Source organism: Magnetococcales bacterium, assembly GCA_015232395.1.
Lineage (GTDB): Bacteria > Pseudomonadota > Magnetococcia > Magnetococcales > JADFZT01 > JADFZT01.
Genome location: JADFZT010000029.1, coordinates 17,746 through 35,103, shown reverse-complemented (window position 1 = coordinate 35,103; position 17,358 = coordinate 17,746). Strand labels below are relative to the sequence as shown.

9 protein-coding genes are annotated in these 17,358 nt (G+C 54.3%); 3 read left to right on the top strand and 6 right to left on the bottom strand.

Annotated features, from left to right (window positions below):
- Positions 1 to 16: 16 nt before the first annotated feature.
- From HQL52_10005 to HQL52_09980, 6 genes are all read right to left on the bottom strand, one after another.
- Positions 17 to 709 (bottom strand): 3'-5' exonuclease, encoded by a 693-nt coding sequence (locus HQL52_10005; protein ID MBF0369778.1) that lies wholly within the window; start codon positions 707 to 709, stop codon positions 17 to 19.
- Positions 710 to 728: 19 nt separating this feature from the next.
- Positions 729 to 2,597, bottom strand: coding sequence for a cyclic nucleotide-binding/CBS domain-containing protein (locus HQL52_10000; GenBank protein MBF0369777.1), 1,869 nt, complete (start codon positions 2,595 to 2,597; stop codon positions 729 to 731).
- Positions 2,598 to 2,932: 335 nt separating this feature from the next.
- On the bottom strand, positions 2,933 to 4,699 hold the full coding sequence (locus tag HQL52_09995; GenBank protein MBF0369776.1) for a cation acetate symporter: 1,767 nt from the start codon (positions 4,697 to 4,699) through the stop codon (positions 2,933 to 2,935).
- Between the two features lie 16 nt (positions 4,700 to 4,715).
- Positions 4,716 to 4,982 carry a DUF4212 domain-containing protein gene (locus HQL52_09990; GenBank protein ID MBF0369775.1) on the bottom strand — a complete coding sequence of 89 codons (267 nt, stop codon included), beginning with the start codon at positions 4,980 to 4,982 and terminating at the stop codon, positions 4,716 to 4,718.
- A gap of 213 nt (positions 4,983 to 5,195) precedes the next feature.
- Positions 5,196 to 7,133 (bottom strand): acetate--CoA ligase, encoded by a 1,938-nt coding sequence (gene acs, locus HQL52_09985; GenBank protein ID MBF0369774.1) that lies wholly within the window; start codon positions 7,131 to 7,133, stop codon positions 5,196 to 5,198.
- A 90-nt stretch (positions 7,134 to 7,223) separates the two neighbouring features.
- Positions 7,224 to 7,499, bottom strand: coding sequence for a hypothetical protein (locus tag HQL52_09980; GenBank protein MBF0369773.1), 276 nt, complete (start codon positions 7,497 to 7,499; stop codon positions 7,224 to 7,226).
- A gap of 1,251 nt (positions 7,500 to 8,750) precedes the next feature.
- Between HQL52_09980 and HQL52_09975 the strand changes: the two genes are divergently transcribed.
- The 3 genes from HQL52_09975 to HQL52_09965 all read left to right on the top strand — a co-directional run bounded on the left by HQL52_09975 (position 8,751) and on the right by HQL52_09965 (position 17,063).
- Positions 8,751 to 12,698: a DUF3683 domain-containing protein gene (locus HQL52_09975; GenBank protein MBF0369772.1), complete on the top strand. Its 3,948-nt coding sequence runs from the start codon at positions 8,751 to 8,753 to the stop codon at positions 12,696 to 12,698.
- Positions 12,699 to 13,127: 429 nt separating this feature from the next.
- The gene (locus HQL52_09970) at positions 13,128 to 15,644 is read left to right on the top strand and encodes a PAS domain S-box protein (GenBank protein ID MBF0369771.1); all 2,517 of its coding nucleotides are present in this window, start codon (positions 13,128 to 13,130) and stop codon (positions 15,642 to 15,644) included.
- 9 nt (positions 15,645 to 15,653) lie between these two features.
- On the top strand, positions 15,654 to 17,063 hold the full coding sequence (locus HQL52_09965) for a sigma-54-dependent Fis family transcriptional regulator (protein ID MBF0369770.1): 1,410 nt from the start codon (positions 15,654 to 15,656) through the stop codon (positions 17,061 to 17,063).
- Positions 17,064 to 17,358 lie beyond the last annotated feature (295 nt).

Below are 17,358 nucleotides of genomic sequence, written 5' to 3'. Positions count from 1 at the left end.
CATTCCAGATCTTTCCCTATACCAACTCACCTAACAGCAATTTTCCGCGACCCGCACGATGAGCGGTTTGCGCCAGGAACAATTCCCCACAGGAGAGGGCATCAGAGAGGGCGTTGTGGGCTTTGTAGCGGGGCAGACCGTAGTGTGTTCTCAAAGCCGCCAAACGCAGCTCTCCGGCTTTGGGGAATTGATTGCGTCGCTGCATGGAACGGTGTTCCAGGGCCAGGGTATCCACCACTGGAATCGGCAGGGAAAAGCCGTAGCAGATCTGACAGGCGGCATCGAGAAAACCGGTCTCCAGACGGGCAAAATGGGCCACCAGCACCTTACCGGTGAGGGTTTGGATCACCTCTTCCAAAACCGGGCACAACGCTTCTCCCTTGGCAGAGTGATCGTCGGTCAAGCCGGTCAACACCGCTGAGGCTTCCGGCACACTCTGTTTGGGCCGCACCAGGTGATAACCCCGCTCCGCCAATCGCAACATCGACGCCCGAATCGGCACAAAACCGACGCTTAAAATTTCATCCCGGATTGGATCAAGCCCCGTGGTCTCCAGATCCAAAGCCAAATAATCAATCTTTTCATACGCTTGAGAACTCGATGGAAACGGGATGGATAAATAATCCCGCAACACCCCCGGTGGCACCCGTCGAAGTAACCAACGCCTGCGCATTTCGAGAATGGCCGGTTTTTGGAGCAATTTGGTCATAAATCAGCTGAGATTCCCATCACATGAATCGAGAAACCTGATAGCGCTGTTCCAGAGAGGACTGCATGGTCTGGACGATGGAAAAGGCATCTTTCAAATGTTGGCGTTCAAAGTTGGAAAGTTCCTCGGGATGGACAAAATTATCGGGCTTTTTCCCCTCTCGAATCATGCGTGCCTGGTGGCGGATACGGGTACCATTGATCAAGGCCAGGGCATCCAGCAAATCCTGGGAGCCCGATGCACTGAGTGCCCCCACCTCCCGGGCGGCTTCCAGACGACTGCGGGTGTTTACCGCCTGAATCCCCCTGTCCAAAGCATAGACCCGGGCCAGATCGACGATGGGAATAACGCCGTTTTTCTTGAGATCCAGGGTGTCGTCATGCTCTCCCCCCCGAATGAGCACAAAATTTCGGAAAAAACCCAACGGTGGCTGCCTGGACAAAGCATTGGACGCCATATGGGCCAAAAAAATCCGGTTTTTCGAGGATTCCTCAATCACGTCATAGCGCAGCTGCCAAAAAAGCGCTTCATCCCCATGCACAAAGCTGAGGTCGAAAAAGATACTGGCCAGCATCAAGGCGTTTCGATCAGGCTCCCGGATCCAACTGAAAAAACGCTTGCGCCAAGTGGAAAAAGGCTGCCTCCAGACCTGATTGACCGCCATGGCATCCCCGGGACAATAGGCATAATCACAGGCTTTCAAACCATCGCAGACATAGTTGGCCAGGGCGGAAAAGTAGGCCCCGTGTTTGCCTTTTTTATAGCGGTCATCAATCAGCAGACAGTTATCCTGGTCTGACTGAACAGTCATTTCGTTGCGCCCCTGGGAGCCTGCCGACATCCAGGCATAGGGGACTGGCGGCGGGCCGAGCTTGGCTTCCGCCTGTTTCAGCAGACGCCGGGTGATGCTGTCAGCCACCACCGTCAAAGCGTGGGTGATGCTATCCGCCGTCGCCCCGTTGGACTCCATCTGTTCCAACAGCTCCGAGGTCCGGGTAGAGGTCTCCTGTAGGTCACCAACGTCCTTGGTGCGGGAAATTTGATGCACCAGATAGACCACGGAGGTACATTGATTACGATTGAGATCCCGGGGTGTGACAACACCCACCACCTTATCCCGATTTCGGATGGGCAGATGGTGGATGTTGTTCTGGGCCATGGTCATCAGGGCATCAAATGCCGTGCGACGAACCCCCAGCGTGACCGGTTTTGCAGTCATGATCTTCTTGATGGATTGGCTGGTATCCCGACCTGCGGCGATCACCCGTTCCCGCAGATCCCGATCGGTGACAATCCCCACCAGCCTATGCCCTTTCATCACCAGGAGGGAGGAGACCCGTTGATCACACATGATCTTGGCCGCCTCCTGGATGGTGGCGTCCGGCGGTAAAGCGACAGGCTTGCGGCTGAGGAATACCTCCATGCCAACACCCATCAAGTCGAAAGGCTGACTAAAACCGCTTTCCGTCCGCTGCAGAGCACTCCGCAGTCGATCCGCCCCCACAGGGCCAAAAAAGGCTTTGAACTCCTCAAACTGTTGGCATAAATCGAAAAAAATCTCAGCCGGCATCTGGTAGATCAGGCAATCCTCAATGGCCTGAACATTGGTGACGATGGTCCGACCCCGCAAAAGGGTCTGGGCGCCGAAGATATCTCCCTCGTTCAAACGGGTGAGCAGATTGCCATCCTTCAAATAAATCTCCACCGCACCCGTGCGAATAATCTGTAGGGCATCCAACACCTGCCCCGCTTCCATGACGGGAGATTCCCGCCGAACATAGCGGATGGTCAACTGCCCGGGCAGCCCTTCCAACACTTCAGCAGGGAGGATGTCGAATGGTGGGCAGGATGAAAGAAAATCATGAATTTCAATCAGCTCGATATCCATGCCGAAAACTCCTGAGGGGAATGAAAGTGACTGCTGGGGTGAACTGCGATGGTTCTCTGGGAATAATCCCAAAAGAGAATAAAAGCACCCGGGTTCAAAATGAATGCATCCTGCAAAACAGAATCAATGAATCCGGGCCATGATTCAAAATGAAACGGCCACAGAATCAAAATACAGCGACAAAATAACAGAGATAAAAACAGATGAGCCCCGACAAAAAATCGCCGGGGCTCATTAAACAGCATGAAAAAGATGAGAGGAAGGTGTGGCCTTCCCCCTCTTAAAGCTTACTCAAAATCAGAGGGGAAGCACCTGACCTGACATCCTGTCACATCCTAGTGATCCACAGCTGAACCGGCACCCCGGGGAACGCGAATGTCGTCCACCAAATCCTGGACCTCTTGGGGAACAGGGGGGGTCACTTTGGAAACGGCAAAGGCTACGGCAAAGTTCAGCACCATACCTACGCCACCGATCCCCTCAGGGGAGATACCCAGGAACCAGTTGGCCGGAATGTTGGCGGCCATGGGCTCGATGAAAACGCCCTTGAAGTAGATGATGTAGCCCATGGTGAAAATCAAACCCGTGAGCATACCGGCAATGGCCCCTTCCCGATTGATGCGCTTGCTGAAAATGCCCATCAGGATGGCGGGGAAGAGAGAGGAAGCGGCTAGACCGAACGCAAAGGCCACCACCTGGGCCACAAAGCCGGGTGGATGGTAACCCAGATAACCGGCGATTCCGATGGCCACGGCTGCGGCGATACGGCCAGCCAGCAGTTCCGCTTTTTCCGAAATATTCGGGGTCAAGATCCCCTTCATCAGGTCATGGGAGATGGCTGCCGAGATCACCAGCAACAGACCCGCCGCCGTGGAGAGAGCAGCAGCGATACCACCGGCTGCCACCAGGGCGATGACCCAGTTGGGCAGATTGGCGATTTCCGGGTTGGCCAGCACCATGATATCCCGGTCCACTTTGAGCTCGTTGCCCTTCCAGCCATACTCATCGGCCTTCTTGACGAATTCAGGGTTCTTGTCGTTATAAAACTGAATGCGACCGTCGTCATTTTTGTCTTCAAACTTGATCAGACCCGTCGGTTCCCAACGCTTGATCCACTCGGGTCGGGCTTCATACTCGATGTTGCTGGTCACCTCACCCACGGGACCGGTCTGGATGGTTTCCACCAGGTTCATGCGGGCCATGGCGCCCACGGCGGGAGCACAGGTGTAGAGCAGGGCGATGAAAAGCAGGGCCCAACCAGCAGAACTACGGGCGTCACGCACCTTGGGCACCGTGAAGAATCTCACGATCACGTGGGGAAGACCCGCCGTACCCACCATCAAGGCCATGGTGATGAAAAAGACGTCGATGGTGGACTTGTTGCCTTTGGTATATTCGGCAAAGCCGAGATCAGTCACCACTTGATTGAGGCGATCCAGCATGAAGCCGGAGCCATCTACCAAGGTGGAACCGAAGGCGATCTGGGGCAAAAATTCACCGGTCATCTGCAGAGCGATAAAGACCGCAGGCACCGTATAGGCAAAAATCAGCACGCAGTATTGGGCCACCTGGGTGTAGGTGATACCCTTCATCCCTCCCAGCACCGCATAGATGAACACCACCCCCATACCGACGATAAGACCGGTCAGGATTTCCACCTCCAGGAAGCGGGAAAAGACGATACCCACACCGCGCATCTGCCCGGCGACATAGGTGAAGGAGATAAAGATCAGGCAGATCACCGCCACCAGGCTCGCGGTCTTGGAATAGTAACGGCCACCGATAAACTCAGGCACCGTAAACTTACCATATTTACGCAGGTAGGGAGCGAGCAGGGTTGCCAGCAGCACATAGCCCCCGGTCCAACCCATGAGATAAACCGAACCACCATAGCCCAGAAAGGCGATCAAACCGGCCATGGAGATAAATGAGGCCGCAGACATCCAGTCAGCTGCCGTAGCCATACCGTTGGCGATGGGGTGGACCCCCTTGCCCGCCACATAAAATTCACCGGTGGTACTGGCCCGAGACCAGAGGGCAATGGCGATATAGAGGGCAAAACTAAGCCCAACTATAATATAAGTCAGTGTTTGAAGTTCCATGATATCAGCTCCCAAATCACTCTTCGTGGACGTTGAATTTGCGGTCGATCCGATTCATGCCGATGGCATAAATGAAAATCAGGACCACGAATGTGTAGATGGAACCCTGCTGGGCAAACCAGAACCCGAGCTGAAACCCGCCAATCCGTATGTTGTTCAGCACATCCACCAGCAAAATGCCGAATCCATAGGAAACCACAAACCAGACGCTCAAACAGGCGAGCATCAGCCGTAGATTGGCCTTCCAATAGGCTTCACCAGAGCCAGATGATTGGTCACTCATTGTTGATAGTCCTTTATCCGAGTGGGGTTTGAATATCTTTGGCGAATGTGAGCCTGATTTCAGCCAGCCTCTGAACGTTCAAGAGGCTCGTTTTCGCAAAAATATCCAAACCGGGATTAAAACCGCTCCAAATCCCTGTCATGGACCCAGAAAAAACAGGTCGGAAAATGGAGTGCAGAGCATCAAACACCCCGGCTGGAGTGGCGGTGATGACTATTTGTTTGGTCGATTATCAACCAGATTGGTCACCACCGATGGATCTGCCAACGTTGAGGTGTCCCCCATGTTTTCCAGTTCGTTGGCAGCAATTTTGCGCAGAATGCGCCGCATGATTTTGCCGGAACGGGTTTTCGGCAGACCCGGAGCCCATTGGATGATATCCACATGGGCGATGGGTCCGATCTCCTTGCGCACCAGGGAAGTCAGCTCCTTGCGCAGCGCTTCGGTAGCCTCTACCCCGGTCATCAGGGTGACATAGGCATAGAGCCCCTGCCCCTTGATATTATGGGGGTAACCCACCACAGCCGCTTCGGCGACATCTTTGTGCAGTACCAGGGCACTCTCTATTTCAGCGGTGCCCAGGTTATGGCCGGAGACGATGATGACATCATCCACCCGGCCTGTGATCCAAAAGTAGCCGTCCTTGTCCCGACGGCAGCCGTCACCCGGAAAATAACAGCCCGGGAAGCGGGAAAAGTAGGTGTCGTAAAAACGTTTCGGATCTCCATAGACCCCCCGCATCTGACCGGGCCAGGAGCGGGTCAGGGTGAGGATGCCCTCCGCCTCTCCTTCGAGCACCTTGCCGTCGCCATCGACAATCTCGGGAACGATGCCGAAGAAAGGGAGCGTGGCAGAGCCTGGTTTGGTGGGGATGGCTCCGGGGAGCGGGGTGATGAGGATGCCCCCGGTCTCGGTTTGCCACCAGGTATCGACGATGGGGCAGCGCCCCTCACCCACCACATGGAAATACCACTCCCACGCTTCCGGATTGATGGGCTCACCCACACTCCCCAGCAGGCGCAGGGAGGAGCGGCTGGTTTTTTTGACCAGTTCATCCCCCTGCCCCATCAGCGAGCGCAGAGCGGTGGGGGCGGTGTAAAAAATATTGACCTGGTGCTTATCGATCACCTGCCAAAAACGACCGGCATCGGGATAGGTGGGCACCCCTTCGAACATGATGGTGGTGGCACCATTGGCGAGGGGTCCATAGAGGATGTAGGTGTGGCCGGTAATCCAACCGACATCGGCGGTACACCAGTAGATATCCCCATCCTGACAATCAAAAATATATTTCTGGGTGATCGCAGCATAGAGAAGATAACCGCCGGTGGTGTGCAACACCCCCTTGGGGGTTCCCGTGGAGCCGGAGGTGTAGAGAATAAACAGGGGATCTTCGGCATCCATCACCTCACAAGGGCAGTCTGGATCCGCTGCGGCAATGGCGTCGTGGTACCAAACATCCCGCCCCTCCTGCCAGGCGATGTTTCCACCAGTGTGGCGCACGGTAAAGACTGTATGGACGTTGGGGCATTGCGCCACAGCGGCATCGACATTTTTGCGCAGGGGGATCGACTTGGAGCCTCGCAGCCCTTCGTCAGCGGTGATCACCGCCTGACAGTCCGAGTCGAGAATGCGATCCCGCAAGGCGTCAGGGGAAAACCCGCCGAAGACCACCGAATGGACCGCACCGATGCGGGCACAAGCGAGCATGGCATAGGCGGCCTCGGGAATCATCGGCATATAGACGCAGACCCGATCCCCTTTTTTAATGTTGCGGGCCTTCAAGGCGTTGGCGAATCGGGAAACCTGCTCGTGGAGTTCACGATAGGTGATCTTTTTGTCGACGTTGGGGTCGTCCCCCTCCCAGATGATGGCGACCTGATCGGCCCTTTTTTCCAGGTGGCGGTCGATGCAGTTGTGGGCGACGTTGACCTTGGCCCCTTCAAACCACCGAATGTTCGCTTTGTTGTAGTCATAGTCCATCACCTTGTCCCATGGTTTGAACCAATCGACAAAGGTGTTCGCCTGCTCTGCCCAAAACCCTTCCGGATCCTCAACCGACCGGGCATACATCGCCTCATATTGGGTTTTGTCAATCAGGGCGCGCTTGGCGGTGGCTTCGGGTACGGGATAAATTTTCGCTTCACTCATTAGTATGAACTCCACGGTTGCGCAGCCGGGTCATGATCATTCGGTGATCACAAGCAGATACGATTCTGACGGTTGCGCGCTGGTTGGCATTTAGAGCTGGTTCGGGTTTTTGCTTTCATTTTCCCAAAAGCCCATTTTGTGGTTGCCTTGGGAGGGTGAGACCGTGTTGGAACGATCCCACAAGCCGCTTAAAACCAAAGCACCACAGCTCTCAAATTCCGAATCCATCCCAGCAATTAAAAGATGATTCGGTATATAAATGTTGCAGCGCAACACAAAAACATTGCAATGCAACACAGAAATATTACAATGCAACCCAAGGGCCGGTAGATAATAGATCGTTTCCGGCGGATCAGAAGCGATCATCAGAGCCGCTTATCCGTCTTGTCAGGAAAAAATCCCTGGACGGCTGCCGGATTTGGAGGGGGGTGGTGTAGCCAGAAAAGCGATGATAAAGCACTTAAAAAACCGGTTATGGCTACGACGATTTGACGCCAGACCGGCTTCCCCTCCTTGGGCTCTCGACCCAGCCAATTTACCAATAGGATGGGTTACATCTCCAAATCCACTTTATTGTCACAATGAGTGATTTAAATATTACGAGATTGAATCATTGTCAAGCATTCTAAACACATCAATGACATCTTGCCAGCCCTTTAAATGTCACAAACAATCACACAAAAATAGACTCCATTTCTCTGACAAATAGAACAGGTCTCCTTTCAAATTGGATTATATTTAAAAATAGATTATCATTTTGAAAGCCCTTTCAGTTAAAAATGCCCCCTATTTATCTGTCTGATATATATTTTTATTCCTTTGAAAGACAATCTTTTAAAGACCACTTTGCCATCGTTTCCCAAAAATTCCATTCGTTTATCCACCTGATTTCAGCTTTTTTCTCATGTATTCTACAACATTTCTTCGGGATGAAATCATGAGCCACCAAAATTTCGGTTCAGACTGAAAATCAGGGTATTTTGGAGTCACCTGAAAAAAATGGGCTCCCCCTTCACCATTCTGATTGACAAATCGGCCATGCCGTTACATGGGATCAAACAATCCAGAACAGGGGATGGTGTCAGCAGTGGAAAACCCCACTCTATTTCGGCATGAGAAACCGAGACACGCTCACCTCAACCAAGGGAAGTGGAGAATTATTATGAATATTTTCTGCGCTATATGGGTGGTTCCTGACTCTCGTCCACTTCACCTGGCCGCTCCAAAGTCCACCCAAGCCTACCCAACCCAAACCCGGGATCGTTCTGGAAGCCGATGAGATTCGGTAGTAACTTGCTTTCCAGCCACTCCAGGCTCTAGGCTGTCACACTCTTTCAGGCTCGATAGAGTTCCTTCAAGCCAAAAGAGTTCCAAGGGAAGCCAAAAGAGTTCCAGATGGTTTAAAGAGAGTTCCTGCCAGCTCAAGATCGTTTCAGCAGGCTTGACGGTGAATGTCCACATGCTTTTGGGCCAGAAGGAGCTTCCGTTTCCAGTTAGGATGATTGGCTCGTCAACCAAGCAGAGCCGTTCACCCCTGACCCAACGGTCTCCAACCACCGGCCCCATTCGATGCCGCCTCTGAAAACGGCGAGCACAACCTATTTTCGATAAATCCCAATGATAAGCGCCTCTCCACGTATCCGCGAAATCCCCTACAACTACACCTCCTTCTCTGATCGAGAGATCGTAGGCCGCTTTTTGGGTCACGACATGTGGCAGGTATTGGAAGAGCTGCGAGGCCAACGACGTACGGGCCGATCCGCCCGCATGCTTTTCGAAATTTTGGGGGATCTCTGGGTGGTTTCCCGCAATCCCATCATCCAGGAAAATCTTCTCGCCGACCCCAAAAGGCTCCACAGCCTGGTCGCAGAGATGGAGCAGCGGCTGGAACAGATCATTGCCCGAGCCAAGGATCACGCCCTGGTGCTCTCCCTGGTAGCGCGCTGCCAGGAGGCAGTGGCTCGCTTTGCGGCCCGTTTTCCCCGGGAAGATGCCTTAAAACAGCAGACGCTGAAAAAACTTTCCCGCATCACCCGTAAGGACAATATCGATTTTTCCGGACTGGGACGGGTCTCCCATGTGACCGACGCCACCGACTGGCGGGTGGAAAACCCCTTTGTGGTCATCACACCGGAAAATGAGGCCGAAACAGCCCCCATCATCCAGGCCTGCATTGACCTGGGACTCACCCTCATTCCCCGGGGGGGCGGAACCGGCTATACCGGCTCGGGGGTGCCGCTCTTTGCCGACACCGCCGTGATCAACACCGAACAGCTCAACACCATTGAAACCCCTCGCCTGCGGACCATTCCAGGCGTATCGGAACCTGTCCCCACAGTGGCCGTAGGGGCTGGAGCGGTGACCCGCCGGGTGACTGAAGCCGCCCAGGGTAGCGGCTATGTTTTTGCTGTGGATCCCACCTCCCAAAATGCCTCCACCATCGGCGGCAATATTGCCATGAATGCGGGGGGTAAAAAGGCGGTGATGTGGGGCTCCACCCTGGATAACCTGCTCTCCTGGCGCATGGTGATGCCCGACGGCCACGAACTTGAAGTGACGCGCCTGGACCACAATCTGGGGAAAATTCATGACCTCAAAGAGGTTCGCTTTGAACTGAAACATCTGCCCCTGAATGGTGCATCTCCCCAAAAAGAACCGGAAATTCTCACCATTCCCTCCGAACGCATCCGCAAGCCGGGTTTGGGCAAGGATGTTACCAACAAATATCTGGATGGGCTGCCTGGCGTACAGAAGGAAGGGTGTGACGGTATCATCACGAGTGCGGTTTTCGTGTTGCACCGAATGCCTCAACACACCCATACGGTGTGTCTGGAATTTTTCAACCCCGACCTGTCCGAAGCGGTTCCCGCCATTGTCGAGACCAAAAAACATCTCGACCAACACCCCAAGGTAGGGTGCACGGGGCTTGAACATCTGGATGAACGTTACGTTAAAGCCGTGGGCTACAATGCCAAATCCCCTCGGGGGGAGCGACCGAAGATGGTGTTGCTGGCAGATGTGGCTGGGGAAGATGAAGCTGAAGTGGCCGAAGCTGTCGCTTTTATTGTTGAGCGGACCCGAGCCCGGGGGGGAGAAGGGTTTATCGCCACAAGCCCCAAGGGCCGCGCCCGGTTTTGGGCCGACCGCAGCCGCACCGCTGCCATCGCAGCCCATACCAACGCCTTTAAAATCAACGAAGATATCGTCATTCCCCTGGAGCGCCTCGCTGAATACAGTGCTGGCATCGAGCGGCTCAACATCATTCAATCCATCTCCAACAAACTGGCCATCGTCGCCGGGGTCCGTCAGTTTCTCGAAGGAGCGGAATTCCGGCACCTCCTTCCCCCCGGCTATCCGGCCAGCCAGGAGAGCGAAGAGATCATCGCCGCCAAAAAAACCGCTGCCCTGGATCTCTTGAGCCAGGTTCAGGATTATTGGCAAAACATTCTCGACCATCTCGACCAGGGCGCAGATGAAAACAGCGCCCTGATTGCACCCTATGTTTTTGCCAAACGCAAAAGCGGTGACACCCTTCTCCATCTGCTCCTGCGCCGGGATCTGCGCATCTCCTACCGACGGGAGGTGGAGCGGCCCCTGAAAAATCTTTTCAGCGGTGATTTATGGGCTGATATTCACCAAAAGCTCGACCAGATTCACGGGGTGATCCGCGCAAGCCGCCTCTTCGCCGCCCTGCACATGCATGCCGGTGACGGCAACGTCCACACCAATATTCCGGTCTACTCCAACGACTATCCCATGTTGCGGGAAGCGGAGCAGATGGTGGACCGGATCATGAATCTGGCCCGGGAACTGGATGGGGATATCTCCGGAGAACACGGGATTGGCCTCACCAAATTTGCCTACATGAGCCCGGAAAAGATCGCTGATTTTGCTCGCTATAAGGAAAAAATCGATCCCCACGGCCATTTTAATCGCGGCAAGCTCCTGCCAGGCTCCGGTCTGGCCGAAGCCTACACCCCTTCCCTGCGCCTGGTGCAGCAGGAAACGCTGATCCTGCAAGTCAGTGCCCTGGGAGATTTAAACGACGCCATCCGCCACTGTCTGCGCTGTGGTAAGTGCAAACCGGTCTGCACCACCCACGTACCCCGGGCCAATCTGCTCTACTCCCCCCGCAATAAAATTCTCGCAGCCGGTCTCATCATTGAGGCATTCCTTTACGAGGAGCAGACCGGACGTGGGCTCTCCCTGCACCATTTTGATCAGATGACCGACGTGGCGGATCACTGCACCGTCTGTCACAAGTGCAAAACCCCCTGCCCGGTGGATATCGATTTTGGCAAGGTCACCATCCACATGCGGGAAATTCTCAAATCCCGGGGCCACAAAGGGGGAAGTTTCGGCAGCCGGTCGGCCCTCTCTTTTCTCACCACCAAAAACCCCCAGGTGATCCGGGCAGCCCGGGGCACGATTATTCCCTGGGGCTACGCCGGTCAGCGGCTGGGATGCAAAATGCTGCATGCCCTCCCCTTTCCGGGCAAGGACGCCCCTCCCCGGGCCACTCGCCGCCGACCCTCCATCAAAAATCAGGTCATTCATCTCCTGGACAAGCCTCTGCCAGCCAAGCTGTCGTCACAAACAGCCCGAGCCCTGCTTGAAATCGAGGACGATAAACGCATTCCCATCCTCCAGGATCCCCAAAAGGAGAATGAAACAGAGGAGACGGTCTTCTATTTTCCCGGTTGCGGTTGTGAGCGGCTTTTCAGCGACATTGCCCTGGCCTCCCTGGCCCTGCTCTATCATACCGGGGTCAAAACCGTCCTCCCCCCCAACTATCTCTGCTGCGGCTTTCCCCAGGCGGCTTCCGGCAATCAAGCTTTGAGCCAGGAGATTTCCACGGCCAATCGGGTGCTGTTTCATCGTATCGCCAACCATCTGAACTATCTGGATATCAAAACCGTCCTGATCTCCTGTGGCACCTGCCTGAGCCAGCTGAAACAGTATGAATTCGATAAAATTTTTCCTGGCTGCCGCCTGATGGATATTCACGAATATCTGATTGAAAAGGGGATGGGATCCCAAGCTTCGAAAAACACCACCAAAGGCGGGGCACACCTGTTTCACGACCCCTGCCACTCTCCCTCCCGCAGCCACGAGCCCGAAAAAATTTCCGAAATTCTTCTCGGGGGCAAGGCCACTTTGACCGACCGCTGTTGTGGTGAAGCGGGCACCTTTGCCGTGGCCCGGCCTGATATCGCCAGCCAGGTCCGTTTTGGCAAGGCCGAGCTGATCCAGCAGGGCATGGCTGAAATGACCCAACCCGTTGATGGGGCGGCTGAAAATAATCCCGAAAATCCCAAGGGCAATAAAGGGGAGATCCAAGGAGAGACTGGGATTTCTCTTCAGGATGGGGAGGCCGACCAACCCATCCCGATCATCACCACCTGCCCCTCCTGCCTCCAGGGGCTGGACCGCTACCGCAACGATCTGCCGGTGACAGCACGCTTTTTGGCCGTGGAGGTCGCAGAAAGGTTGTTGGGTCACGATTGGCGGAAAAATTTTATCACCGAGGCCAAAGAGCAAGGCATCGAAAAAATCCTTTTTTAAATCTGATCAAAGGATGCTTTGGGTGGAAACAAAAGCGGCGGGGCCGGCTGTTTCCACGCCTCTTTTCCAGCCATTTCCCTCTCTTTCCCAAAAAAACCGCCCGGCTCCCGGCCTAAAGCCGCCCATCACTCAAATATTCCAATTGGGTGGGAAGCTTCCCGAATTCCTTGTTATGTGCTAAAAATAGAGCCAGGGGAAATGATTGGGATGCCAGGGGGGGAGCGTGCACTACTGGAAACCAGCCGTTCATCTGAGCTGCCCACTTCGAACCACCGTCACCGGTTCGATGGAATCCCCCTACCCAGCTTCCTGGCTGTCCCTCCCTCTCCTTCCACACTCTCCCCTGTCAGCTGTTGATTTTACTCTTCCCCAACCGTGGCAGCACTTTGGCCACCGTTTGGCTTCTACCCTGGGTAAAAGAGCGGCCTCATGACCACACCAAACGAAAAGGAGACCTTTTCCCCATCCTCAAGCAAATCCCAAGGGCGATTCCCCCTGGCCCTCTTTGTCATTCTCCTTATTCTCTCCTCGCTGGCCATCTGGGCGGTCTATTACCAGCAGCAATCCCTCCTGAAAAAACAGGCCCGATTTCACCACCAGGTCGAACTCGACCTGATCAGCTCTTCCCTGCGGGAAAGCCTGATTAAAGGGGATTTTTCCTCCGCTGCGGTCTTTTTGAATAACATCGCCCGTCACAACCAACACATCGCCTCTCTCAGGGCTGTTTCCTGGAATCAAGCGGAACTGATGCACTATTCCCGGAAAAAAAAGCCTGACAATACGTTGCGGCTTGTGGAGCGCATTCATCTCAATGACGGGCTCTACCTGGATCTTTATCTCCAGCTGGATCTTTCCGGCACCGAGCGGATTCTCTCTTATCTTTCCCGGGGGCTGGTAGAGATCTTTGCCATCTTCATCATCCTTTTGGGATCCGCAGTCTGGTTTACGGTGAAAAAGTTGGCCCTGGATCCCATGTTGGTCCAGCAGGAACGGGAAAATCGGGCGATTCTCGAAAAAGCCAACCTGACCCTGAACGAAACCAATCGGATTTTGGAAGGACAGATGGATGAACGTCTCAAATCAGAAGAGGCGCTGCAACAGTCCGAAAAAAAATATCGTATCCTGATGAACGACTCCGCCGATGCCATTCTGCTTGCGGATCCATCCGGTTACCTGCTGGAGGCGAACAATCAGGCTGAAAAACTCCTGGGCTACAGCCAGGAAGAATTTAGCAGCCTCACCTTTCACCACCTCCATCCCGAAGGGGAAGAGCTGGAGCGGGCCGCTGCGGAATTTCAAAACATCTGTGAAGCCGGTCAGGGGTTTCTTCAGGATGGGGTTGTCATTCACAAGGATGGCCATCAAATTGCCGTAGATATCAAGGGCCGCGCCATCCATTTCCAGGGGCAGGTGCTTATTCAGGGCATTTTCCGGGATATCACCCAACGGAAAAAAACTGAAAAGGCGATCATAGAAAACGAACGGCGCTACCGGGCTCTGTTCGATGCGCTCAACAGTGGCGTGGCGGTCTATGAATCAGTCGGGGATGGTGCTGACTTTCGTTTTATCGATTTTAACGCCGCTGCGGGGAAAATCACCCAAACATCCAAAGATGAGGTGGTGGGCCGGTTGGTAACCGAGGCCTTTCCAGGGATTCGGGAACTGGGGCTGCTGGCTGTCTTTCAACAAGTTTATCAAACCGGTACCACCGCCTATCATCCCGCCTCCCACTATCAGGACGGACGTCTGGCCATGTGGGTGGAAAATGTCGTCTACAAACTGCCCAGCGGTGAAATCGTCGCCATCTACGACGACGTCACCCAACGCAAACAGGCCGAATTGGGCCTGAAAGCCTCCGAAGCCAAACTACGCACCCTCTTTGAACACTCCCCGGATATCATCACCACCGTCAACCGGGCCGGTAAGGTGCTGTTTCGCAACCGCTCACCGGAAAAATGCCCCCTGGAAGAGCTTCCACAGGTCCATCAAAGCCGTTACCAACGGGGGGTGCAAAAGGCCTTTGACAACGGCCAGCCGGATGCCTTCCAATTTTCCACTGGAGAGAATGCCTGGTGGGAAGCCCGGCTGGTGCCCTTCAGCCATCAGGGAGAGGTGGATTCAGTGATGATGGTCTGCACCAACGTCACTGAAAAACGCATCCTTCAGGCCCAAGCCCTGCGCAACGCCCGCCTGGCCTCCCTGGGCGTTCTGGCAGCCGGGGTGGCCCACGAAATCAACAACCCCAACAACGCCATCCAGTTTAATCTGACCCTGCTGTCTGACATGTGGAACGATGTCATCCCCTTCTTGAAAAAAGCCCTGATCGAGGAGGGAATGTTTTATCTGGGTGGGATCCCGGCTGATGAGGCACTCACCACCATCCCCAGGCTCTATGACGGCAGCCGCAAAAGCTGCCAACGGATCAAACACATCGTCGGCAACCTCAAGCATATGAGCCGCCAGGACAAGGGGGAACTCAATCAGGAGGTGGATTTGCCGGAAGTTCTCCGGGGAGCGATTTCCATTCTGCAAAATCAAATCACCAAATGGACTGATCAATTTGTCATGACTGTCCCGGAAAGCCCCATCAAAGTACGGGGGAATGCCCTACAGCTGGAACAACTTTTCATTAATGTTATTTTAAATGCCCTGCAAGCCCTGCCCGATAGAAGCCGACAGGTGTTGGTGACGGCCAGCATGGATGATTCCCACGAGATGGCTCTGGTCACCATCCAGGATCAGGGAGAAGGCATCAGCCAGGAAAATTTACGCAAGGTGACCGATCCATTTTTCACCACCAAGGCCGATGTCGATGGCACCGGCCTGGGCCTTTCCATCTCCCACACCATTGTCCGTAATCATGAGGGAACCATGAAATTTGAATCCGAGCCCAACCGTGGCACAACGGTCACCATCCGGCTTCCCCGGATGATCAAAGAGGCCTAGGAGAGTTTCATGGCGTCCCGCTCACCCAAACCTCTCCCGGTCATTTTGGTAGATGATGAAGCCGAGGTGCTTTTCAGCTCCGCACTCTTATTGCGGGCCAACGGTATCGGGCCGGTGATCACGTTGGAGGATGGTCGCAATCTGATTGAGATGATGGAAAATAAGGAGGTTGGAGCCATCGTACTCGATCTGGTGATGCCCCACATCAACGGTGCGGAACTCCTGCCCCGGATTGTGGAACGGTTTCCGGAAGTGCCGGTCATCGTGATGACCGCCACCTATGAAGTGGAAATGGCTGTCAGCTGCATGAAAGACGGGGCTTTTGACTATCTGGTCAAACCGGTAGAAGAGAATCGTTTTATCTCGGCCATCTCCCGGGGGCTTGAAGTGCGCACCCTGCGAAAAAAGGTCGGCGCCCTCACCGACTGCCTCTTTTCAGACCGCTTGGAGCATGAAGAGGCTTTTGCCAATATTCTCACCCAGAGCCAAGGGATGAAGACCCTCTTCCGCTATACTGAAGCGGTTGCCGGTTCCAACGAGCCGGTATTGGTTTTTGGGGAAACCGGGGTGGGCAAGGAGTCGATGGTGGAAGCCCTCCACACCTTGAGTGGCCGCTCCGGCAAACTGGTAGCCCTCAACGTCGCTGGTCTCGACGACACCATGTTTTCCGACACCCTCTTCGGCCATCGGAAAGGGGCCTTTACCGGGGCCACGGAAAATCGGGAGGGGTTGATCGCTCAGGCGGCTGGGGGCTCCCTGTTCCTGGATGAGATCGGCGATCTCAAACAATCCTCCCAGGTAAAACTTCTGCGGCTTTTACAGGAACGAAAATATTTCCCCCTTGGGGCCGATGGCTATCTAAAGACCGATGCCCGGATCCTCTGTGCCACCAATCGTGATTTAAAAAAAATGATGAACGAAGGGCAATTTCGGCCCGATCTCTTTTTTCGTCTCTCAGCCCATCAAATTCGTCTCCCGCCCCTACGGGATCGCAAGGAGGATATTCCCCTGCTGGTCAATCATTTTTTCCAGGAAGCCGCCCAAACCATGGAAAAAACCATCCCGCCCCTCCCTGAAGAGCTGTTTCAGCTTTTGAACGTTTATGATTTTCCCGGCAACATTCGGGAGCTGAGGGCTTTGGTCTTCGATGCCCTGGCCCAGCATCAAACCGGCAGCCTCTCCCTGAAAACCTTTCGGGAGGCCATTCTCGAACCCACCGCCCAAAGATCCCTGCCCAGTCAACCCGAAGCCCCCCTGTGCCATTTTTCCCAAGGGCGTCTCCCCACCTTGAAAGAAGCTGAAGGGCTCCTGGTGGAAGAAGCGATCAAACGCTCCAAAGGAAACAAGAGCGTAGCCGCCGCCCTGCTGGGGATATCCCGCCAGGCTCTCAACTATAAATTGCGCAAAATGGAAAAATAGTGCCTGAGGGGGGGGGTGATTTTTCATTCGTGTAAAAATTTTCTCCACCCCCCATACATCCATTTGTTTTTCCAGATGGTTCCGTAAAAAAAACTTTCCTTCCCAGGGAAATCGGACTATTTTTTTTCACCCCCTTCCCAAGCCTTCGCTCTCCTTGTCAAGCCACATCTATTTGAATTTAAATGGTTTTGTTTGCAACTTCAAACTTGGCACGAATCCTGGAATAGGTTATGGCAAGTCACGGATGAGTTGAAGCAACAACACACAAGGATGTCTCAAGGAAGAAACACAACAT

Coding starts and splice junctions, on each gene's coding strand:
- HQL52_09975 (MBF0369772.1), top strand. CDS start 8,751: ATGATAAGCGCCTCTCCACGTATCCGCGAAATCCCCTACAACTACACC.
- HQL52_10000 (MBF0369777.1), bottom strand. CDS start 2,597: ATGGATATCGAGCTGATTGAAATTCATGATTTTCTTTCATCCTGCCCA.
- HQL52_10005 (MBF0369778.1), bottom strand. CDS start 709: ATGACCAAATTGCTCCAAAAACCGGCCATTCTCGAAATGCGCAGGCGT.
- acs (MBF0369774.1), bottom strand. CDS start 7,133: ATGAGTGAAGCGAAAATTTATCCCGTACCCGAAGCCACCGCCAAGCGC.
- HQL52_09980 (MBF0369773.1), bottom strand. CDS start 7,499: ATGATCGCTTCTGATCCGCCGGAAACGATCTATTATCTACCGGCCCTT.
- HQL52_09970 (MBF0369771.1), top strand. CDS start 13,128: ATGACCACACCAAACGAAAAGGAGACCTTTTCCCCATCCTCAAGCAAA.
- HQL52_09990 (MBF0369775.1), bottom strand. CDS start 4,982: ATGAGTGACCAATCATCTGGCTCTGGTGAAGCCTATTGGAAGGCCAAT.
- HQL52_09995 (MBF0369776.1), bottom strand. CDS start 4,699: ATGGAACTTCAAACACTGACTTATATTATAGTTGGGCTTAGTTTTGCC.
- HQL52_09965 (MBF0369770.1), top strand. CDS start 15,654: ATGGCGTCCCGCTCACCCAAACCTCTCCCGGTCATTTTGGTAGATGAT.